This is a genomic window from Providencia sp. 2023EL-00965 (genome assembly GCF_033550225.1).
Lineage (GTDB): Bacteria > Pseudomonadota > Gammaproteobacteria > Enterobacterales > Enterobacteriaceae > Providencia > Providencia manganoxydans.
Genome location: NZ_JAWUEH010000013.1, coordinates 153231 through 169865, shown reverse-complemented (window position 1 = coordinate 169865; position 16635 = coordinate 153231). Strand labels below are relative to the sequence as shown.

The window sequence follows — 16635 nt, the reverse complement described above, 5'->3', positions numbered from 1 at the left end:
ATCGGTTTGCTCCCTATTTCTAGGGGCAAACCGTATTAGCGTATGCGTTAGTAAGCCGCAGTGAATTGTTTCCGAATAAATTTTGGTTTTTCGGCTTCGTCAAGAATGGCGACAGCAAGATCTTCCACTGAAATTTTTGCGGGAACATGCCCATTCATTAACAGTTGGTTGCCTGCAATTCTAAATGTTTCAGTTCGTTCTCCAGGTTCAAGTACAGCCGCAGGGGAGACAAATGTCCAGTCAAGATCTTGTATCGTTTGTAAGGTTTGCTTAAATTCTTTTACGGCTTGGGCACCCGGTTTGATAGCCGCGGGGAAATCAGGGGAATCAATCAAATCGACACCTGGCGCTATTTCGAGACTACCCGCACCGCCGACAACAATAAAACGTTTTACGCCTGATTGTCGGACTGCCTGTAAGATAGATTGGTTACCCGTTATGGTATCTTGATACAAATTAGGGTTTTGCCAACCCCCATTGAAGGCACTGATCACAATATCTTGGCCTCGGAGCCGAGCGGTTAGCCAAGGGGTATCCGTAATATCTCCCGCCATAGTGATTAAATGAGCATGCTGTGAGAGTTGATTACTATGACGAGAAATAGCCATAACTTGATGATGGCGAAGCAGCGCTTCATTAACAAGTGCCTTGCCTACAAAACCTGTTGCTCCAATAATGGATATTTTCATTGTTTGCTCCGCAAGTTAATTATACTCATCATTATTCAAGCTGCGGTGTTAGGCTAAAACAGTCTTTGTATCAGGCTTCATTGTTGGTGCATTTTACCTAATTGCATCTTGATGTATTAGAGTATTTTTAATAGTCATATTTTTAGTGAGTACCCTTTGAGTATAACGTAATGTTAATAAATGTAGTGGTATTCCCTTAGCAATTTACTCTTCATTACGAGTGGCTTTGCAAAGATGGATTTTGTGGTGGTAATGCTAATTGGCAAAAATTGATAATTTGCTCAACACAGCATTTAAATCTGTATGATTTCTTAGTTGTCATTCACTCTAGACTCGTTATATTTCAAGTTGCAGGGTTGTTGATTATACTCAGCGAGTCGAGTCATAGAGTTTATCTATCCTCCCCGCCTATCTTCACTTGTCGCCTACCTGCATCTCGAATTATTTAGAATATAATTGCTATTTACTTTAATGGGGCGGGAATGTTGTTTTCAGCTAGACGAAATCATAATCACAGTAACTTCGTATTGGAAATAATAGAGGGATCATGATGTTGAATTAGCCCTGCATGACAGGGCTGATAGGAAATTACTTCGCATCTCTAAATAATCTAAGAATAATACTGGTGGCTACCGCAATCGCTCCACCTAATGCGGTTTCTAGTATTCTATCAAATAACAGAACATAAGCAGGATGTCGCCAATAAATCACTTGTTCAAGTACTGAAAGGATCAGGCTGGTGACAACAAATGTCATAAAGGTATAGCCATGATGAAAGCTCATTGGCATAAGAAATGCGAAAATAACAATCGCCGCTAACCCGATATAAGGCATTAAAGGGGTATTAAATAAGAAATAAAGCAACACGACAGAGAGTAAGCTTCCGGCAACACGTTGTAAGGTGATTTGAATGATACTCTGTGATTTTGGGTGTAATACAAATACAAAGGTGAGTAATGTCCAATAAAAATGGCCTAAGCCAAGCATCAGTGGGATGGTTAATGACAGCATCAGTCCAATTGCATAGGTCATTGAACGAGGAATAATGTATTTACGTAAGGTAAATAAATTTTGCTCAACTAAACTTCCTGTAATAATAGCACGGCGATGCATTTTTTTACTTAATAAATAACAGGTTATTAAAGTGACGCTGCTACCAATAATAAATCCAAATGCTAAGCTTTTAGAAATATCAGGTAGGATCGTTCCAATGGTGGACATAATAATCATAAATTTCATGGTCAGATCCATGACAGGATCAGTCCCGTAAAGCTGATAATAAACAAAAGAAAAGAGGGTAAGGTAGATATAAAAAGCGGTACCTAATCGTAGCGTATCACCGATAAAAATCGCGACGAGGATCATGACAAGCCAAAAAGAAGTATAAAGATAATTTTTGTACTCTTTAGCCGCATTAAATAGGTTAAATGCATACAATGTCGAGAATGCGGCCCACATAGAGGCTTGTACATCCATAATGGCAAATGCCACTAAAGCACTTAATAGCATACAGCCACTGAACATGAGTCCGTCATTGATTGCTGGTATTTTCCTCATAAAAAGATGCTCACAATAGGTTTTATAAGTTATTATTTATTAAGATGATTTTATATTAACATAATTATAAGCTTACCGTTTTGAATCAATTAAATCGATTGAAAGTAAACGATAAATAGTTGTTTTTGTATAAATGTGCCGCGCGGTATTTTTTTGTGGCTTAAAAATGCATAATAATCCTATAGTGCATCACTAGATTGAAAACAAGGAATAGATAATGCAAGTGCAGCCACATGATTTTGTTTGGATCAATAGTCTTGATGATTTACCCGTAGAAACATTACCTGAATGGGTGATTTCTCAATGGAATAAACAATTGCCATTAGTCGTGCGTAGAGAAGCGGCAGCAGAAAATAAACTTACAGTTGGGATCCGCGGTATTAAACCCTCACAACGTTTTGTTACACAAATTGATAAATCATCTATTACACATATTATGGATGTTGCATCCCTTGTCAGTAATTCACGAGAACTACAACGTTCCATGTTTATTGCACTACCACCAGTACAAGTGCTGTTACTTCTTTCACAGCATAATTGGCCATGGACATGGGCAGTGACAGGCAGTTGCGCTTATACATTGGTTACTGATATTCAAAGTATGTTATCAGATGGCGATTTGGACGTGGTTATTCGTTGTCCAACACCGCACCAAAAAGAAGATTTTGCTGAGTTTGCCATTAAAGCAAATACGCCATTATGTCGTATAGATATTCATGTAGAGACGCCAAAAGGGGGCTTTTCATTGGCTGAATGGTTTAAAAATGACGAAGTGACTCTACATACACCACGAGGTGATGTGATGACTGCCGATCCGTGGGATATTAATTTATAATATTGATACTTGTCATTCTTCCTATTACAGCGTTGTAGAGCGACGTTTACTCGCTTGTTGTTTAGCTGCATCTTGAATTATTTAAGGTATAAAGTTGCTGCTAACTCAATCACATTGTTTAAAAAATAATTTTGATGCTCGTGCAGTTGAATTTTTTTACATCAATGTACTCGTCATATATCAAGTTGCCGTATTGTTAACGCCGCTCATCCACATTAATTATGTATATAAGCTCTCTGGGACGGATGCTCTTACCGCTTAACGGAATTTGAATTATTGAAAGTATGGCTAACAAAGTGGAAACGTGAGTTTTTATCCCACTTTGCTAGCTTAAATGTGTTCGACCACTGGCTCTGTAAGTGCAGAGTGATACCACTCTTGCATCGCGGGTAAAGCAATCATTCGGTCAACCCATTGTTGTTCTGCATTGCTGACAGGTAATTGATAGCTTCGTATTCTAAATGCGATGGGAGCAAAGAATGCATCTACCGCGGTAAACTGTGCCCCTGCCAACCAAGGCCCTCCAAAAGTGGTAAAACCTTCCTGCCATAATTGTTGAAGACGATTTAGATCAGCTTGTAACTCCCTTGATATTTTTTCAAGGGGTGATTGACGAGAGAGATTCATTGGGCAAGTTTGACGAAGCACTGAAAATCCAGAATGCATTTCTGCGCTAGCGCATCTCGCCCATGTACGTGCACTTTTATCTGTAGGCCAAACTTGCGGGTATTCTTCATATAAATATTCACTAATAGCGAGTGAGTCCCATACAGTTTGTTTCCCATCGACTAAACAAGGCACTAAACCCGATGGAGAAAAGCTTTTAAATTTATCGTGGCTACTTTTTCCAATTCCGACTTCGAAATAGCAGATATTTTCATCAAAAGGAATATTCAGTACTTTCAGTAAGATCCAAGGACGTAAAGACCAAGAGGAGTAATTTTTATTGGCTATCCAAAGTTTGTACATAGTCACTTGCTCCATGGGGCGATAGGTCTGAAAATGAAAGATGAGATTGAGACGATACGAATTTAACAATTTAAAGGGGTTTTAGAGAACCTACAAATGCCTTTTTACAAAAGAATGAACAATAGTCTATATTTTTTAATTATAAGATATAACCAAAATATTAACCAAAGGCGAGTAATAAAAATAAATGGTTTCTTTTGTTTACAAAAACTGAAGATAATTTTATTAATATTTAATATCTAAAGCTCGACAAATCACTATTTATAAAAAATATTAAGGATGGTGACCGTATTTGAATATCATCAACAAAATATTTGTTTAAGTTAGGGATAGGAATAATTTTTGATAACCCTTATGATTACAGCAGTTTATTAAAACGCTCAATTACCTTTTAATTTACAAGGTTATTTATATGCAATGGAAAAATAGTGCCACACGTTACGGGCATATCTCTTTGCTCGTTCACTGGTTGGTTGCGATCGTCGTATATGGAATGTTCGCATTAGGTTTATGGATGGTGACACTTGGTTATTATGATAGCTGGTATCATCAAGCTCCCGAAATTCATAAAAGTATAGGTATTTTATTATTTATTGTTATGGCATTTCGTGTGGTTTGGCGTTTTATTTCGCCACCACCTAAGCCTCTTGAGAGTTATAGTCGCTTAACGAGATTAAGTTCAGCAATTGCACAGATTCTCATCTATATTATTTTATTTAGTATCCTGATCAGTGGATATTTAATTTCAACCGCTGATGGCCAGCCAATTAGTGTATTTGGATGGTTCGAAGTACCGGCTTTATTTACTGGAGCAGCAACACAGGCAGATACCGCAGGTGAAGTTCATCTATATCTTGCTTGGGCCGTTGTTTTGCTATCAGTTTTACATGCCTTTGCGGCATTTAAACATCACTTCTTTGATGGTGATATTACTTTAAAAAGAATGTTGGGTTTTAATCCCGATAAATAAACGTGGAGATAAATATGTTTAAGAAAACAGTTCTTGGTTTAGCTGCTGGAGCTTTATTTTTAACCGCAGGTTCAGCTTTAGCAGAAACCTATAAATTTGATAAACAAGGTCAGCACGCATTTATCGAATTCCGTATCCAACATTTAGGTTATAGCTGGGTTTACGGTAGCTTTAAAGATTTTGATGGTAGCTTTACCTATGATGCAAAAGATCCTGCAAAGGACAAAGTTGAAGTCACTATCAAAACAGGCAGCATCGATACTAATCATGCAGAGCGCGATAAACACTTGCGTAGTGGTGATTTCTTAAATGCAGCAAAATTCCCAGAAGCGAAATTTGTTTCAACAGAAGTGAAAAAAGAAGGTGAAATTTATAAGATCACTGGTGATTTCACTTTAAATGGTGTGACAAAACCAATTACTTTAGATGCAAAACTAATGGGTGAAGGTAAAGATCCATGGGGTGGCTACCGTGCTGGTTTTGAAGCTCAAGGTAATATCAAGCTGAAAGATTTCAACATTAAATCTGATCTTGGTCCAAAATCACAAGAAGCAGAATTGCTGATTTCAGTTGAAGGTGTTCAAGAGAAGTAATGCCTAATTAGCTGAAAAAGCCCCAATACATTTATGTATTGGGGCTTTTTACATTTATTTATAGTTTTTTGTATGAAAGCATACATCTTTAAGGCATAGCGATGGCACTCGCGACATCGTTTTCTCGACTTTCAGAGTCTCACGCAGCTGATACTCAATTGATCCTCGAAATAATATGGTTAATTTCCTTTTTTCCTATAGCTTGAGAACTTTATAACAAGGTAGAATGTATAGAAAATCAATTGGTTTTTATAAATAAAATTTATTTAAATAAATCAATTGAAAAATTAATAGGTATCTAGATATAAAGGTAAGCCCCTTGGAGACAAAAAATTCACGCAAAACAGCACTGGTTGTTGTTGTTATTTTTATTGCATTTGCCATCGGATTTTATTGGTTAGGCAAGGATGATAATACATTATCAACACAGACGAATGCTGAGGTTCAAGAAGATGTTTTAACGGCACCATTAAGCGTGAGCCAAGTAGAGGCATTGTCGAAATTAGAAGAGCAGATGCCTGTTATTGAAACGATTAAAAAAATGAGCCCTGTCGCGTATCAGAGCCTAGAACAAATCGTGCGTGAGTATGATCCATCGAACGAGTTACTGACTCGACAAATGTTTGATCAAGTGGTTGCTAGCGTGATGAAGTTAGTGATTGAGCGTATGCCCTATGCAACAGATGACTCAGTGATTAATTTTACTCATAAAGTGAATGATTATTTAAAAGTGTTACTAGAGGCTGATCCAACAGGGCAAACTTGTTTCTATTCACTATTCCCTTATTTACGCGATTCTGCGGCCGTTATTCCACCACAAAAAAGCCATGCAATGTTACTTAAGCAATTAGCAGCAACCAATGATTTGCTAATTTCAAGTGAGTCCAATATCAAACAGCCAACATTAACTAATGAAGAACAAATGGCGATTTTAACCAGTTTACAAGAGAAACTGGCAGCACAATACGGCAAGGAAACTCAATTACTTGCGAACTTAGAGCAAGCAAAACAAAAGCCAGCTTTAACTTGTCGTATTTCTATTAGCTTCTATGACCACATTCTTGCGATGCCTGATAATAAACAAAAAGCCGCTTTTTTAAGAACCTTATTTTCAAGTGCTAATCAGTAGTAACAAATAGCAGACCCCATTTATTATGGGGTCTTTTGCCATTCGGCAGTCAAATACGGCCTATTACTTCCTCTATTTTAATGACTAAATAGCATTTTATTGTTATTGAATGTTTCAAATGGCTGTGCAAGCTAAGTAATTCTTCTATACTTTCAGAGTTAAATTCTATGGCTAAGCCAATGGGCGTCTTAATTGATTACCATTAATATATTCTATTGTGTTAGTTTATTATTATAGGGTTACGATAAGTTTGAATTTTATCGAGGAGGTAGGATGTCATTTGTTAAGAAAAGTATGGTTGCTCTGCTAACAGCGGCCGCGGTATACGTCCCTTCAATCGTCACCCAAGCTTGTACTAGAGTGGTTTATTTAGGCGATGATCAGCAAACCATGACCGCAAGAACAATGGATTGGAAATATGATATTGGAACTAATTTATGGATTTTTCCTCGCGGTATGGAAAGAGATGGGATTGCTGGGCCTAATTCTCTTAAATGGAAATCCAAATATGGCAGCGTGATTGCTTCTGGTTATGATATTTCTACAACAGATGGTGTTAATGAAAAAGGTTTAGTTACTAATCTTTTATGGTTAGCAGAATCTAAGTATCCACAAGCGGATGATAAGCAGCCTGCATTATCTATTTCTCTATGGGCACAATATATGCTTGATAATTATGCATCTGTTGCTGAAGCTGTAGAGGCACTGGAAAAAACACCTTTAGTGGTCATGACCGATAATGTACCAGGTCAAGATCGCTTGGCGACATTGCACTTATCATTATCAGATGCGAGCGGCGATAGTGCGATTATTGAATATATTGATGGTAAACAAGTGATCCACCACAGCCGCCAATATCAGGTGATGACAAACTCTCCGACTTACGAGAAACAGCTAGCGATGCAGGAATATTGGCAAGGAATTGGTGGTACAGTGATGTTGCCAGGGACGAATCGTTCGGCGGATAGGTTTGCCCGAGCTCAATTTTATATTAATGCCATCCCACAACACACAACGCCAAATAAAGCGGTAGCCAGTGTATTTGGTGTTATTCGTAATGTCTCAGTTCCTTATGGTTTAACAACAGAAAATTCTCCAGAAATTTCATCAACGCGTTGGCGGACGCTTGTTGACCATAAACGCCAACTCTACTTTTTCGAATCAGCACTAACCCCAAATATTTTTTGGACAGATTTGAAGAAAATCGACTTTTCAGCTGAAACAGGTAAGGTTAAAAAATTAGATTTAGGTGTAGAGCAGGATCATATTTTTTCAGGTGATGCGACCAAAGAGTATGTTGATAGTAAGCCATTTGAGTTCCTAGGGCTTTCTGCGAAACAACTTGGATATTAAGTTTTTTCGACAACCTTCTGAGTAAACAGAAGATTGAAATTATTGACGAAGTGGGATAAAAGCGTTTTTTCCCACTTCGTGTTCTCAGTCGAAAATCAATGAGTTGATTTTACTTATTAATTTCAAAATCTTATTTATTGGCACCAAATATAATAAGTTTATCAGCAGTCTGAAACCACCTAATAGCCAGAAGGTTGATTTTAATCAAGTCAATATCTATCTCATCATGAAACCTTTGCAGCTTATTCAATAAAACTATAAGATGTATTTAATATGCAACTTAAAGGTGATGGTATGAGTGAATTAGTTTGCTACAAAACGATGCCTGTATGGGATAAAGCGTCTCTTCCGTTGATGTTTCAAGACAGACATAACACGAAAGAGGATACTTATGCTCAGCTTCGTGTTTTAGCAGGAACGCTAGATTTTATCATTTTTGCTGATGATGGCAGTGAGCAGAAATTTACATTTGATGTGGATAATCAACCGCCACTTATTGCTCCACAAGTTTGGCATCGAATTGCTGCTTGTAGTGATGATATGCAATGCCAGCTCTCATTTTTATGTCAGCCAGAGATTAAATTTTATAAAGAATATGGCTTGACTATCCCACATTCGGAAGTCAGATTTTTATGTGAAAATCACCTATCTCAACCATGTAAAACGCTTGATCTCGGCTCAGGACGCGGACGTAATAGTTTTTATCTTGCTCTGCAAGGCTATGATGTCACTGCTGTGGATATTAACCCACAACACATTCAAGCAATTGAGTTTGTAAAAAGACAAGCAGAGATCGAAAATATCAAGACCGCCGTTTATGATATTAATAGCCATCAAATAAAAGGTGACTATGACCTGATTATATCGACGGTTGTTCTAATGTTTTTACAGAGAGAGAACATTGCTAATGTTATTGCCGATATGCAGGCGCACACATTATCTGGCGGTATTAATTTAATTGTTTGCCCAGTTGAAACACCAGATGCACCACTTGATTTGATCCCATTCAAATGTTTCCTCAAAGCCGGTGAGCTTCAAGAGTATTATCAAGATTGGGAAATTTTAAAGTACAACGAAGATCCTGGACATTTGCATCGCACTGATGCGGATGGTAACCGTATTAAACTTAATTTTGCGACATTGATTGCGAAGAAAAAATAATATTATTGCGGGATACATGAGTATCCCGCTAAATCATTAAGCTTAGTTTGTTGCTTTTGCTTGGTCATTTGATTTTTGCTGTGAACTTCTTTGCAAGGTTCTTTCTAATAAAACCGAGTAGAGCGGTCTGCCACCAAGTAGCTGTGCAACCATAGTTGCTCCTAAACAAGTAATAATCATCGGTAAAATCAACTGATAATTACTTGTCATTTCAAGTACTAAAACTAAACCGGTTAGTGGCGCTCGTACTGTTGCGGCAAATAATGCCCCCATACCCGCAATAGCAAAAGTTCCAATCTCAATCGGATAATCAGGAAATATTTCTTGTATACAGTAACCATAAATTCCACCGAAAAGCGTACCTAATGCGAGAAGTGGGGAGAAAATTCCGCCAGGTGCTCCTGAGCTAAAGCTAATTGTAGAGGTTAAAAAACGCAGAGCGAAAAATAACAATAGGATAGTCACAGTGAAACTACCTGCCATCATCTGATGGATCACTGAAAAACCGCCACCAACAATTTCTGGCATATACACACCAATCGCCCCACAGCAGCCACCAATTAGGCCACCCATGAGCACAAACCGAGAAACTTTATCTTTATAGAATGCGAGGAATTTTGTTTGCAAGTAAAGTAAGAAATTATTAAAACAAATACCAATAACGCCAAATAGCATGCCTAGAATTAAGTAGAGCCAAAGTGTATTCAATGGAGCTGATGAGAAATGTCCAACATTTAAGATTGCAGCCTGACCACTGATTAATTGATACACGATGGTTGATGTAATCGAACCAATAAATACTGCTTTAATAGAAATGAGGCTATATTTGAATTGAGGACGCATTTCTTCAATAACAAATAAAATACCTGCAAGAGGAGCATTAAAGGCAGTTGATAAACCTGCTGCTGCACCAGCAGCTAATAAAGTATGGCGTGACTCATTATTTTTAACACGGAAAATGTCATAAAACATTTGGCTAATATTTGCCCCAAGCTGGACTGTTGGGCCTTCACGACCAAGTACCATACCTGAGCCTAAAGCACCTAATCCACCAAAAAACTTTACAGGGATCACTCGCCACCAACGAACAGGTCGCAAATCTTGTAGAGCACCTTCAATTTCAGGGATACCAGAGCCACCTGATTCAGGCGATATCTTTTTGACAAGATAATAACCAATCATGGCGAGTATGGCTGATACTGCAAACATTGCTGGGATGATTAGCCATTTATCAGTGACATATTGACTAACGGTACTACTGCGATAGTCACTGACCCACGTAGTACCCAATTCAAAAAGAGAACCTACTAGACCAACAAATGCGCCAATTAAAGCGGCCAATAATAAGATAGCAAGTGGAGTTTTATTGGATTCTTTTAATCGTCTGAGTATTCCGAAACGATACTTCATCGCGGACTGACTAATAGGACTTTGTTCGGACATCTCTTTATGACTCTCTATTTATGATTGGTAACAAAACAACAATAATTCTAGCATAACAAAGAATAAGGCAACCATATCATAAAAATATGAGTAGGTATTTTATTTAAGAAATAAAATGAGTTATAGAGAAAGCACCAGCACTTTATAACTATTGAAATATGATTTTAATGTGTAGGTAATTCAATATATAAGCCTAATTATTTGCATATGGGGAATAATTTATTTCAATAGTGATAACAATGAATAGAAACTGATCTTTATTGAATTTGTAAGCTAAATAATCAGTGAATTAATATCTAGCGTCTACATTCAGTTTCAATAAGGGGGTAAGTATGACCACTCCATTCGATATTTACCCATCAATTGATATCGTGTCTGGTTTTGCTATGGTTTCACAAGCTGCAATCAAAATGACGTTAGAAAACTCTTATGATCAATCTCACGTCAGTAAGATGATCCTTGGAACACCGACTGAAGTTATTAACAAATGGCAGAATGAAGGAGCAAAAAAAGTACATATCGTTGATTTAAATGCAGCAGCAGGTACTGGTGATAATTATCAAGCGGTGAAACAAGCAATTTCAATGTCACATGTTCGTGCTCAAGTATGTGGTGGAATACGGGATGATAGAACACTTGAGCGTGCATTGAATTTAGGATGCGAAAGAGTAAATATTGGTACTGCGGTATTAGAAAATATAAAGTGGTGTGAAAAGGTAATCAAAGAACATGGTAATAAAATCGCTATTGCTTTAGATGTTAAACAAATTAATGGTGATTATTACTTAACGAGCCGAGGATGGAGAGTGAATGGTGGTTTATTGTGGCCAGTATTAGACAAATTAAATAAGTTAGGCTGCTTACGTTATGTCGTCACAGACGTTGAAAAAGGCGGAATGTTAAGTAAACCAAATTTTGATTTATTAAAAAAAGTTTGTGCTAAAACTGATAGTCCTATTATTGCTGGTGGTGGTGTTTCATCTTTAAATGATATTATCACATTATCTGACATGCGAGAGCTAGGTATTGAAGGTGTGATACTTGGGCAAGCACTTCATATAGGTATAATAAATATACCTAGTATTTTATCGATAGTATAATTTAATTAATCTTGATTAAGAGTGCATTTATGGGAAAAATATTTTCTATTAAAATGGAGAATATAAGCTTGCTAGGTGCATTATATTATCCTGTGGATAATAGCCTATTTTATAAAGCATATAGATATTCTCCTGAATTATTTCATTATAATAATGGTATGCTAAATAGTCGAGGGCAAAGTTATTACGAGAATTTAAATTGCAACCAAATGATCCATCAAATAAAAGTTTTAAAAAATAAATATTTGATGGTTCCTTATATGGCTGCGGAAAAAATTATAAAGTATGTGATTGTAGATCATGTTTTCTCTAAATTGGTTCGTTTAGCTGATTTTATTATAGGAGCTTATGATAGTTTTGAAAGTATTTTATTTAATTATATCAGAGCAATTAATTGGTGTGCTTATACAATTATCTGTTTCTTTCAAGGAAAGCCTTTACCTAAATATACCGATGAGTTAGAGGGGATTTCGATTGATCCTAACTTAGGGTTAAAATTTCCACGGGAACAAATTGAAGCAGACAATCATTTTATTTCCTTATCATCAGTTAGTTATCTAAAAAAACAGTATGATTATATTGTCGGTATTGCATTGGGTGGGATTAGTTGCGCAGCGATAGCAAGTTGTTATTTAAATAAGCCTCTTAGTATCATAAAAATCTCTTATTATGATGAGAGAAATATTGGTGAATCAATACCGCTATATAAAAATTGGTTGGATAAAGGGAATATATTATTGATAGATGATAATTGTGGTAGTGGGGCAACCTTAAATAAAGCTAAACAATATTTACATGCAATAACAGACTGTTCTATATCAACATATGCGACAGAATTACATTGGGAGAAATTTTTTAGGTGTAAGGTGTATAAACACCAAGATCAGATATTTGAGCTAAATTTTATGACGGAGTTAACACCATGGTGTTTTAGGCATTTTGAGTTGCTTAATCTATTAAAAGATAAAGAAAAAAATGCATTGGAAGTATGTGGCGTTACAACAGAAGATTGGGCTAATTATTCATTAAAAATGATATCAATATTGTATAAAATATTTCCAGAGGAAAAAAGACTTTTAGCACTATTTAATAGGTTTAGTTTATTTATTGAGGATCCAAAATAAAAGAGGAACTATGAAAAAAACACATATTATATGGGATTGGAATGGAACTCTTTTAGATGATGTTAATATTTCTCTATTTGCAGCTAATCAAGTGTTTATTAGCTTAGATATTAAGCCATTGACGTTAAATGAATATAGGCAACATTACTCAGTTCCCATTCAGAAATTTTATCATAATGTATTAGGTCGTACTCCAACAAAAATTGAATGGAAAAAAATTGGGAATATTTTTAATTATTATTATAAACCAGAGGTTAGAAAAGCGAAACTGTGTAAGGATGCTATTAAAGCTTTACAGTATCAGCAATTAAAAAATCTGACTCAATCAGTTTGTTCATTAATGGAACAAGACGATCTTGATTTAAGTGTATGTAATACTCAAGTAGGTAAATATTTCAATTTAATTCACGGGCGAAGCTCACAACTTTTAAAGTTTGGTAAGTCAAAACAATTAGCATCACACATTGAAAAATTAAATATTTCACCTAGTGATTGTGTTGTGATTGGTGATTCTACCGATGATGCATTATCGGCATTTGATGCTGGAGCAAAATCGATTCTTTATACTGGAGGAACTCATAGCGAGGAAAAATTATTAGAAACGGGGGCATATGTTGTTAATTCATTAGTCGAAGCTGCTATTTTAGCTGAAAGAATTACTTAAATAGGAGGAGGTATGCTACATGCTGTCATAGGATTACAATTTGGAGATGAAGGGAAAGGCAAATTTGTTGATTACCTTTCTGCAAAAATGAATAATATTGTTAGGTTTAATGGGGGTGCAAATGCAGGGCACAGTGTTCAAGTTAAAAATAAGCGTCTGTCATTTTCTCAGTTACCAGCTACTTTGCATCAACGTAACTTATTTGTTTGCCAAGGTGCACTTATTAGCCCTGAAATTTTAATAGATGAAATAGAACGCTTTAAAGCAAATTATCAAGATGTTTCTATTTGTATTGACTATCGATGTCATATTGTATTGCCTATACATGCCTCATTAAATCATGCATCTGAATATTTTAAAGGCAAACGAAAAATAGGCTCGGTCGGGGTCGGTATAGGCGCTTGTTTTGAAGACAAAGCTAACCGTCACGGGATTAGGCTCTGTGATGCCCTTGATAAAGATCGTTTAAGAGATAAATTAGCTTTTTTGTGGCAGTTACGTGAGAAGCAAATTAAATATGTCTTTAATGGTGAGGTTGCGCTAAGTTTTGAAGCAACGTTAGATGTGCTGCATGAACAATGCCAATATATAAAACCTTACCTGTCTTTTACAGATAAGAAAATTCGTCAGCTAATTAATCGAAATGAAGATGTACTACTTGAAACCTCTCAAGCAACATTTTTAGATAATGCATTTGGCTCTTATCCTTATACTGTTGCCTATCAAACCTTAGTGCAAAGCTGTTTTTCAGTCATAGGGATCCCAAGTTCACCTATTCATATTTTAGGCGTTATGAAAGCGTATATGATAAGAGTGGGTAATGGGCCATTCCCGACCGAATTGAATAATGAAATTGCAGAGACACTTCGTGAAAAAGGAAATGAATACGGCACAGTTTCCAAGCGTCCGCGGCGATGTGGTTGGTTAGATTTAAATTTAATTAAACAAGCGATCGAGCTTAATGGCGTTACGGAACTCGCAATAACAAATGTGGATGTATTGGCAGGCTTTGATGAAGTTTATATTGCAATAGATTATATGGTTGAGGGCCAATCAGTTTCATGTGATGAAGCTCTATTAGATCTGGCTGAGGCTATACCAATATACCGTAAATTTTCAGGTTGGCCTCCTCTAAATGAATGTTATCAAAATAGGTCACAACTCCCAAAATCATTAGAGATTTTTTTATCTTTTATTGAAGAACAAACAAATAAAAAAATTCGTTATATTTCATATGGTGCAGATAGAGAAAAAACGATTATTTGTAGCTAAACAAAGAGGGTCCCATGATCAGTTATGTAACAGGTTTTATGTACTCCCCTGATGGTTCACAGGTAGTACTGATCAACAAAAATAAACCAGAATGGCAAAAAGGAAAATTTAATGGCGTGGGAGGAAAAATTGAAGCTGAAGAAAGTGCTAATCATGCTATAGTCCGAGAATTCTTTGAGGAAACAGGTGTAATAACGAAATTATCAGACTGGCAATGTTTTTTGATTTTAACTAATTCAAATAATTATCGTGTATATATGTTTTATACCTACAGTGAAAAATTTAATCAGGTAAAGACAGTTGAAAAAGAAATTGTGAGTTTACACTCTGTATATCAACTACCTATAAATATTATTTCAAATTTATCTTGGCTAATTCCACTATCGCAAGATCAAAAAATTAAATTTAATAATCCTATTATGATGTTCTGTCGTTCATAAGTAAATTAATATCACCTCATCATGTCTTCACAATGAGGTGAACGTATAAGTTATTTTAGAATTGATAAATCAAACCTAGTCCCAACACATTATCTGTATTGATGCCATAATCACGAGTAAACTCATTGTCTTTTAGTAAATTAATTTTATAATCAACAACTGCGGACATATTTTTATTAAAATCATAAGCTGCACCGACAGCAATATATTTAACTAAGTCATTACTACCGTAGCGACCTAAGTTTTTGCCTTTAGATTGGTTATAGCCAATAGATGGCGTTAAACCAAAATCAAATGTATATAGCGCAACTAATTCAAGGTTTTCTGTTTTATTCGCAGTGGTTTCATGCTCATCATCACCAAAGCGAGTTGTATTTAAAGTTTGTCCATACATTGCCGCTAAATAGATGTCATCAAGTTCTAATTTACTGCCAATATTCCATGCTTCAGCTCGTTTACCTGTAGCGCCTGTTGCTGAGTTATTTTGACTTGGTGTACGAGATGAATTTGAATAACCGCCACCGATCGAAATACCCCAACCTAGCTCATAGGCTGTTGAAAAACCATAACCATCGCCATTATTATCTAGTGCACTGTCGCTAGCTGATTTATTTTGATCGCCATTTTTTCCTTGATACTGTAATGCAAAACTGAGCCCATCAATATAACCAAACGCATTGTTATTGCGATAAGTTAATAAATTACGGTTTCGCCCCATCATAAATGTATCTTCTTGATCCATAGTATCAGCGCCCCAAAGCGGTAATACATCGGTCCAAGCATTGGTATCGTAGATCACACCGTAGTTACGACCATAATCAAGTGAACCATAATCGGCAAACTTTAAACCGGCATAGGCTAAACGATTTTGTGTTTCGTTATCACTCTCTGATTTGTTAGTAGGGGTTTCCCATTCAAAGCGGCCAAAGCCGATTAGTTGATCAGTAATCTGTGTATCACCTTTAAAGCCAAGGCGCACTCTTGAATCATCACCATCTTCACCACTTTTAGCATCTGCAAGATAATGTCGAACATCAATTTGTCCATACACATCAAACTTGTTCCCATCTTTATTATACACTTCGGCTGCATTTGCTGTGCTAAAAGCTATTAATACAGGGATTGTAACTGCAAGGATATTTCGCTTCATGATAATAAATCCTTAAAATGATTAACTGAATAAATGGTATTTTTCGCACTTAAATAAGTTACGTAAAGGTATTATCAATTGAGTAAATCAAAATGTGCAAGTGTTAATTTGATGACGATGACATCGATATTTTTAACTACAGAATAATAAAAGTAATTTTTCTTGCTTTATTAGATGGATAACTGT

At 36.1% G+C, this 16635-nt stretch carries 16 protein-coding genes; 11 read left to right on the top strand and 5 right to left on the bottom strand.

Going from position 1 to position 16635, the window contains the following annotated elements; genetic code table 11:
- Nucleotides 1-47 precede the first annotated feature (47 nt).
- Together SC428_RS16510 and SC428_RS16505 are read right to left on the bottom strand one after the other, a co-directional pair.
- Entirely contained in the window at nucleotides 48-689 is a 642-nt protein-coding gene (locus tag SC428_RS16510; protein ID WP_318708894.1) for an NAD(P)-dependent oxidoreductase, read from the bottom strand.
- Nucleotides 690-1277: 588 nt separating this feature from the next.
- Complete coding sequence (locus tag SC428_RS16505; protein ID WP_070925219.1) at nucleotides 1278-2246, bottom strand: FUSC family protein; 969 nt, start codon at nucleotides 2244-2246, stop codon at nucleotides 1278-1280.
- Between the two features lie 217 nt (nucleotides 2247-2463).
- Here SC428_RS16505 and SC428_RS16500 point away from each other — a divergent pair, with 217 nt between their 5' ends.
- Nucleotides 2464-3081 carry a malonate decarboxylase holo-ACP synthase gene (locus SC428_RS16500; RefSeq protein WP_140182829.1) on the top strand — a complete coding sequence of 206 codons (618 nt, stop codon included), beginning with the start codon at nucleotides 2464-2466 and terminating at the stop codon, nucleotides 3079-3081.
- A gap of 330 nt (nucleotides 3082-3411) precedes the next feature.
- Here SC428_RS16500 and SC428_RS16495 read toward each other — a convergent pair whose 3' ends face one another.
- Nucleotides 3412-4050 (bottom strand): glutathione S-transferase family protein, encoded by a 639-nt coding sequence (locus SC428_RS16495; RefSeq protein ID WP_318708891.1) that lies wholly within the window; start codon nucleotides 4048-4050, stop codon nucleotides 3412-3414.
- A 412-nt stretch (nucleotides 4051-4462) separates the two neighbouring features.
- Between SC428_RS16495 and SC428_RS16490 the strand changes: the two genes are divergently transcribed.
- From SC428_RS16490 to tehB, 5 genes are all read left to right on the top strand, one after another.
- Nucleotides 4463-5020: a cytochrome b gene (locus tag SC428_RS16490; protein WP_272580167.1), complete on the top strand. Its 558-nt coding sequence runs from the start codon at nucleotides 4463-4465 to the stop codon at nucleotides 5018-5020.
- Between the two features lie 14 nt (nucleotides 5021-5034).
- On the top strand, nucleotides 5035-5613 hold the full coding sequence (locus tag SC428_RS16485; protein WP_070925223.1) for a YceI family protein: 579 nt from the start codon (nucleotides 5035-5037) through the stop codon (nucleotides 5611-5613).
- Nucleotides 5614-5932: 319 nt separating this feature from the next.
- Nucleotides 5933-6742: a topoisomerase IV gene (locus SC428_RS16480; protein WP_070925224.1), complete on the top strand. Its 810-nt coding sequence runs from the start codon at nucleotides 5933-5935 to the stop codon at nucleotides 6740-6742.
- 273 nt (nucleotides 6743-7015) lie between these two features.
- The gene (locus SC428_RS16475; protein WP_070925225.1) at nucleotides 7016-8095 is read left to right on the top strand and encodes a linear amide C-N hydrolase; all 1080 of its coding nucleotides are present in this window, start codon (nucleotides 7016-7018) and stop codon (nucleotides 8093-8095) included.
- Nucleotides 8096-8368: 273 nt separating this feature from the next.
- Entirely contained in the window at nucleotides 8369-9256 is an 888-nt protein-coding gene (gene tehB, locus SC428_RS16470; RefSeq protein ID WP_318708888.1) for an SAM-dependent methyltransferase TehB, read from the top strand.
- Nucleotides 9257-9298: 42 nt separating this feature from the next.
- Here tehB and clcA read toward each other — a convergent pair whose 3' ends face one another.
- Nucleotides 9299-10699, bottom strand: a complete 1401-nt coding sequence (gene clcA, locus SC428_RS16465; RefSeq protein WP_318708886.1) for a H(+)/Cl(-) exchange transporter ClcA — start codon at nucleotides 10697-10699, stop codon at nucleotides 9299-9301.
- A 332-nt stretch (nucleotides 10700-11031) separates the two neighbouring features.
- On the opposite strand from clcA, the gene SC428_RS16460 reads away from it, so the two are divergent.
- The 5 genes from SC428_RS16460 to SC428_RS16440 are packed head-to-tail and all read left to right on the top strand — an operon-like array spanning nucleotide 11032 to nucleotide 15299.
- The gene (locus SC428_RS16460) at nucleotides 11032-11799 is read left to right on the top strand and encodes a HisA/HisF-related TIM barrel protein (protein ID WP_070925228.1); all 768 of its coding nucleotides are present in this window, start codon (nucleotides 11032-11034) and stop codon (nucleotides 11797-11799) included.
- 29 nt (nucleotides 11800-11828) lie between these two features.
- The gene (locus tag SC428_RS16455; RefSeq protein ID WP_318708883.1) at nucleotides 11829-12923 is read left to right on the top strand and encodes a phosphoribosyltransferase; all 1095 of its coding nucleotides are present in this window, start codon (nucleotides 11829-11831) and stop codon (nucleotides 12921-12923) included.
- A gap of 10 nt (nucleotides 12924-12933) precedes the next feature.
- Nucleotides 12934-13587 (top strand): HAD family hydrolase, encoded by a 654-nt coding sequence (locus SC428_RS16450; protein ID WP_318708881.1) that lies wholly within the window; start codon nucleotides 12934-12936, stop codon nucleotides 13585-13587.
- 12 nt (nucleotides 13588-13599) lie between these two features.
- Nucleotides 13600-14859 carry an adenylosuccinate synthetase gene (locus SC428_RS16445; RefSeq protein WP_070925232.1) on the top strand — a complete coding sequence of 420 codons (1260 nt, stop codon included), beginning with the start codon at nucleotides 13600-13602 and terminating at the stop codon, nucleotides 14857-14859.
- A gap of 14 nt (nucleotides 14860-14873) precedes the next feature.
- On the top strand, nucleotides 14874-15299 hold the full coding sequence (locus tag SC428_RS16440; protein WP_140182821.1) for an NUDIX domain-containing protein: 426 nt from the start codon (nucleotides 14874-14876) through the stop codon (nucleotides 15297-15299).
- Nucleotides 15300-15354: 55 nt separating this feature from the next.
- On the opposite strand, the gene SC428_RS16435 is transcribed toward SC428_RS16440, so the two are convergent.
- A complete protein-coding gene (locus SC428_RS16435; protein WP_070925233.1) occupies nucleotides 15355-16449 on the bottom strand; it encodes a porin in 1095 nt (364 codons plus the stop codon).
- Nucleotides 16450-16635 lie beyond the last annotated feature (186 nt).

Bases quoted from the DNA above. Each gene is read 5' to 3' on its own strand.
- SC428_RS16510 (WP_318708894.1), bottom strand. From the start codon at position 689: ATGAAAATATCCATTATTGGAGCAACAGGTTTTGTAGGCAAGGCACTT.
- SC428_RS16505 (WP_070925219.1), bottom strand. From the start codon at position 2,246: ATGAGGAAAATACCAGCAATCAATGACGGACTCATGTTCAGTGGCTGT.
- SC428_RS16500 (WP_140182829.1), top strand. From the start codon at position 2,464: ATGCAAGTGCAGCCACATGATTTTGTTTGGATCAATAGTCTTGATGAT.
- SC428_RS16495 (WP_318708891.1), bottom strand. From the start codon at position 4,050: ATGTACAAACTTTGGATAGCCAATAAAAATTACTCCTCTTGGTCTTTA.
- SC428_RS16490 (WP_272580167.1), top strand. From the start codon at position 4,463: ATGCAATGGAAAAATAGTGCCACACGTTACGGGCATATCTCTTTGCTC.
- SC428_RS16485 (WP_070925223.1), top strand. From the start codon at position 5,035: ATGTTTAAGAAAACAGTTCTTGGTTTAGCTGCTGGAGCTTTATTTTTA.
- SC428_RS16475 (WP_070925225.1), top strand. From the start codon at position 7,016: ATGTCATTTGTTAAGAAAAGTATGGTTGCTCTGCTAACAGCGGCCGCG.
- tehB (WP_318708888.1), top strand. From the start codon at position 8,369: ATGCAACTTAAAGGTGATGGTATGAGTGAATTAGTTTGCTACAAAACG.
- clcA (WP_318708886.1), bottom strand. From the start codon at position 10,699: ATGTCCGAACAAAGTCCTATTAGTCAGTCCGCGATGAAGTATCGTTTC.
- SC428_RS16460 (WP_070925228.1), top strand. From the start codon at position 11,032: ATGACCACTCCATTCGATATTTACCCATCAATTGATATCGTGTCTGGT.
- SC428_RS16455 (WP_318708883.1), top strand. From the start codon at position 11,829: ATGGGAAAAATATTTTCTATTAAAATGGAGAATATAAGCTTGCTAGGT.
- SC428_RS16450 (WP_318708881.1), top strand. From the start codon at position 12,934: ATGAAAAAAACACATATTATATGGGATTGGAATGGAACTCTTTTAGAT.
- SC428_RS16445 (WP_070925232.1), top strand. From the start codon at position 13,600: ATGCTACATGCTGTCATAGGATTACAATTTGGAGATGAAGGGAAAGGC.
- SC428_RS16440 (WP_140182821.1), top strand. From the start codon at position 14,874: ATGATCAGTTATGTAACAGGTTTTATGTACTCCCCTGATGGTTCACAG.
- SC428_RS16435 (WP_070925233.1), bottom strand. From the start codon at position 16,449: ATGAAGCGAAATATCCTTGCAGTTACAATCCCTGTATTAATAGCTTTT.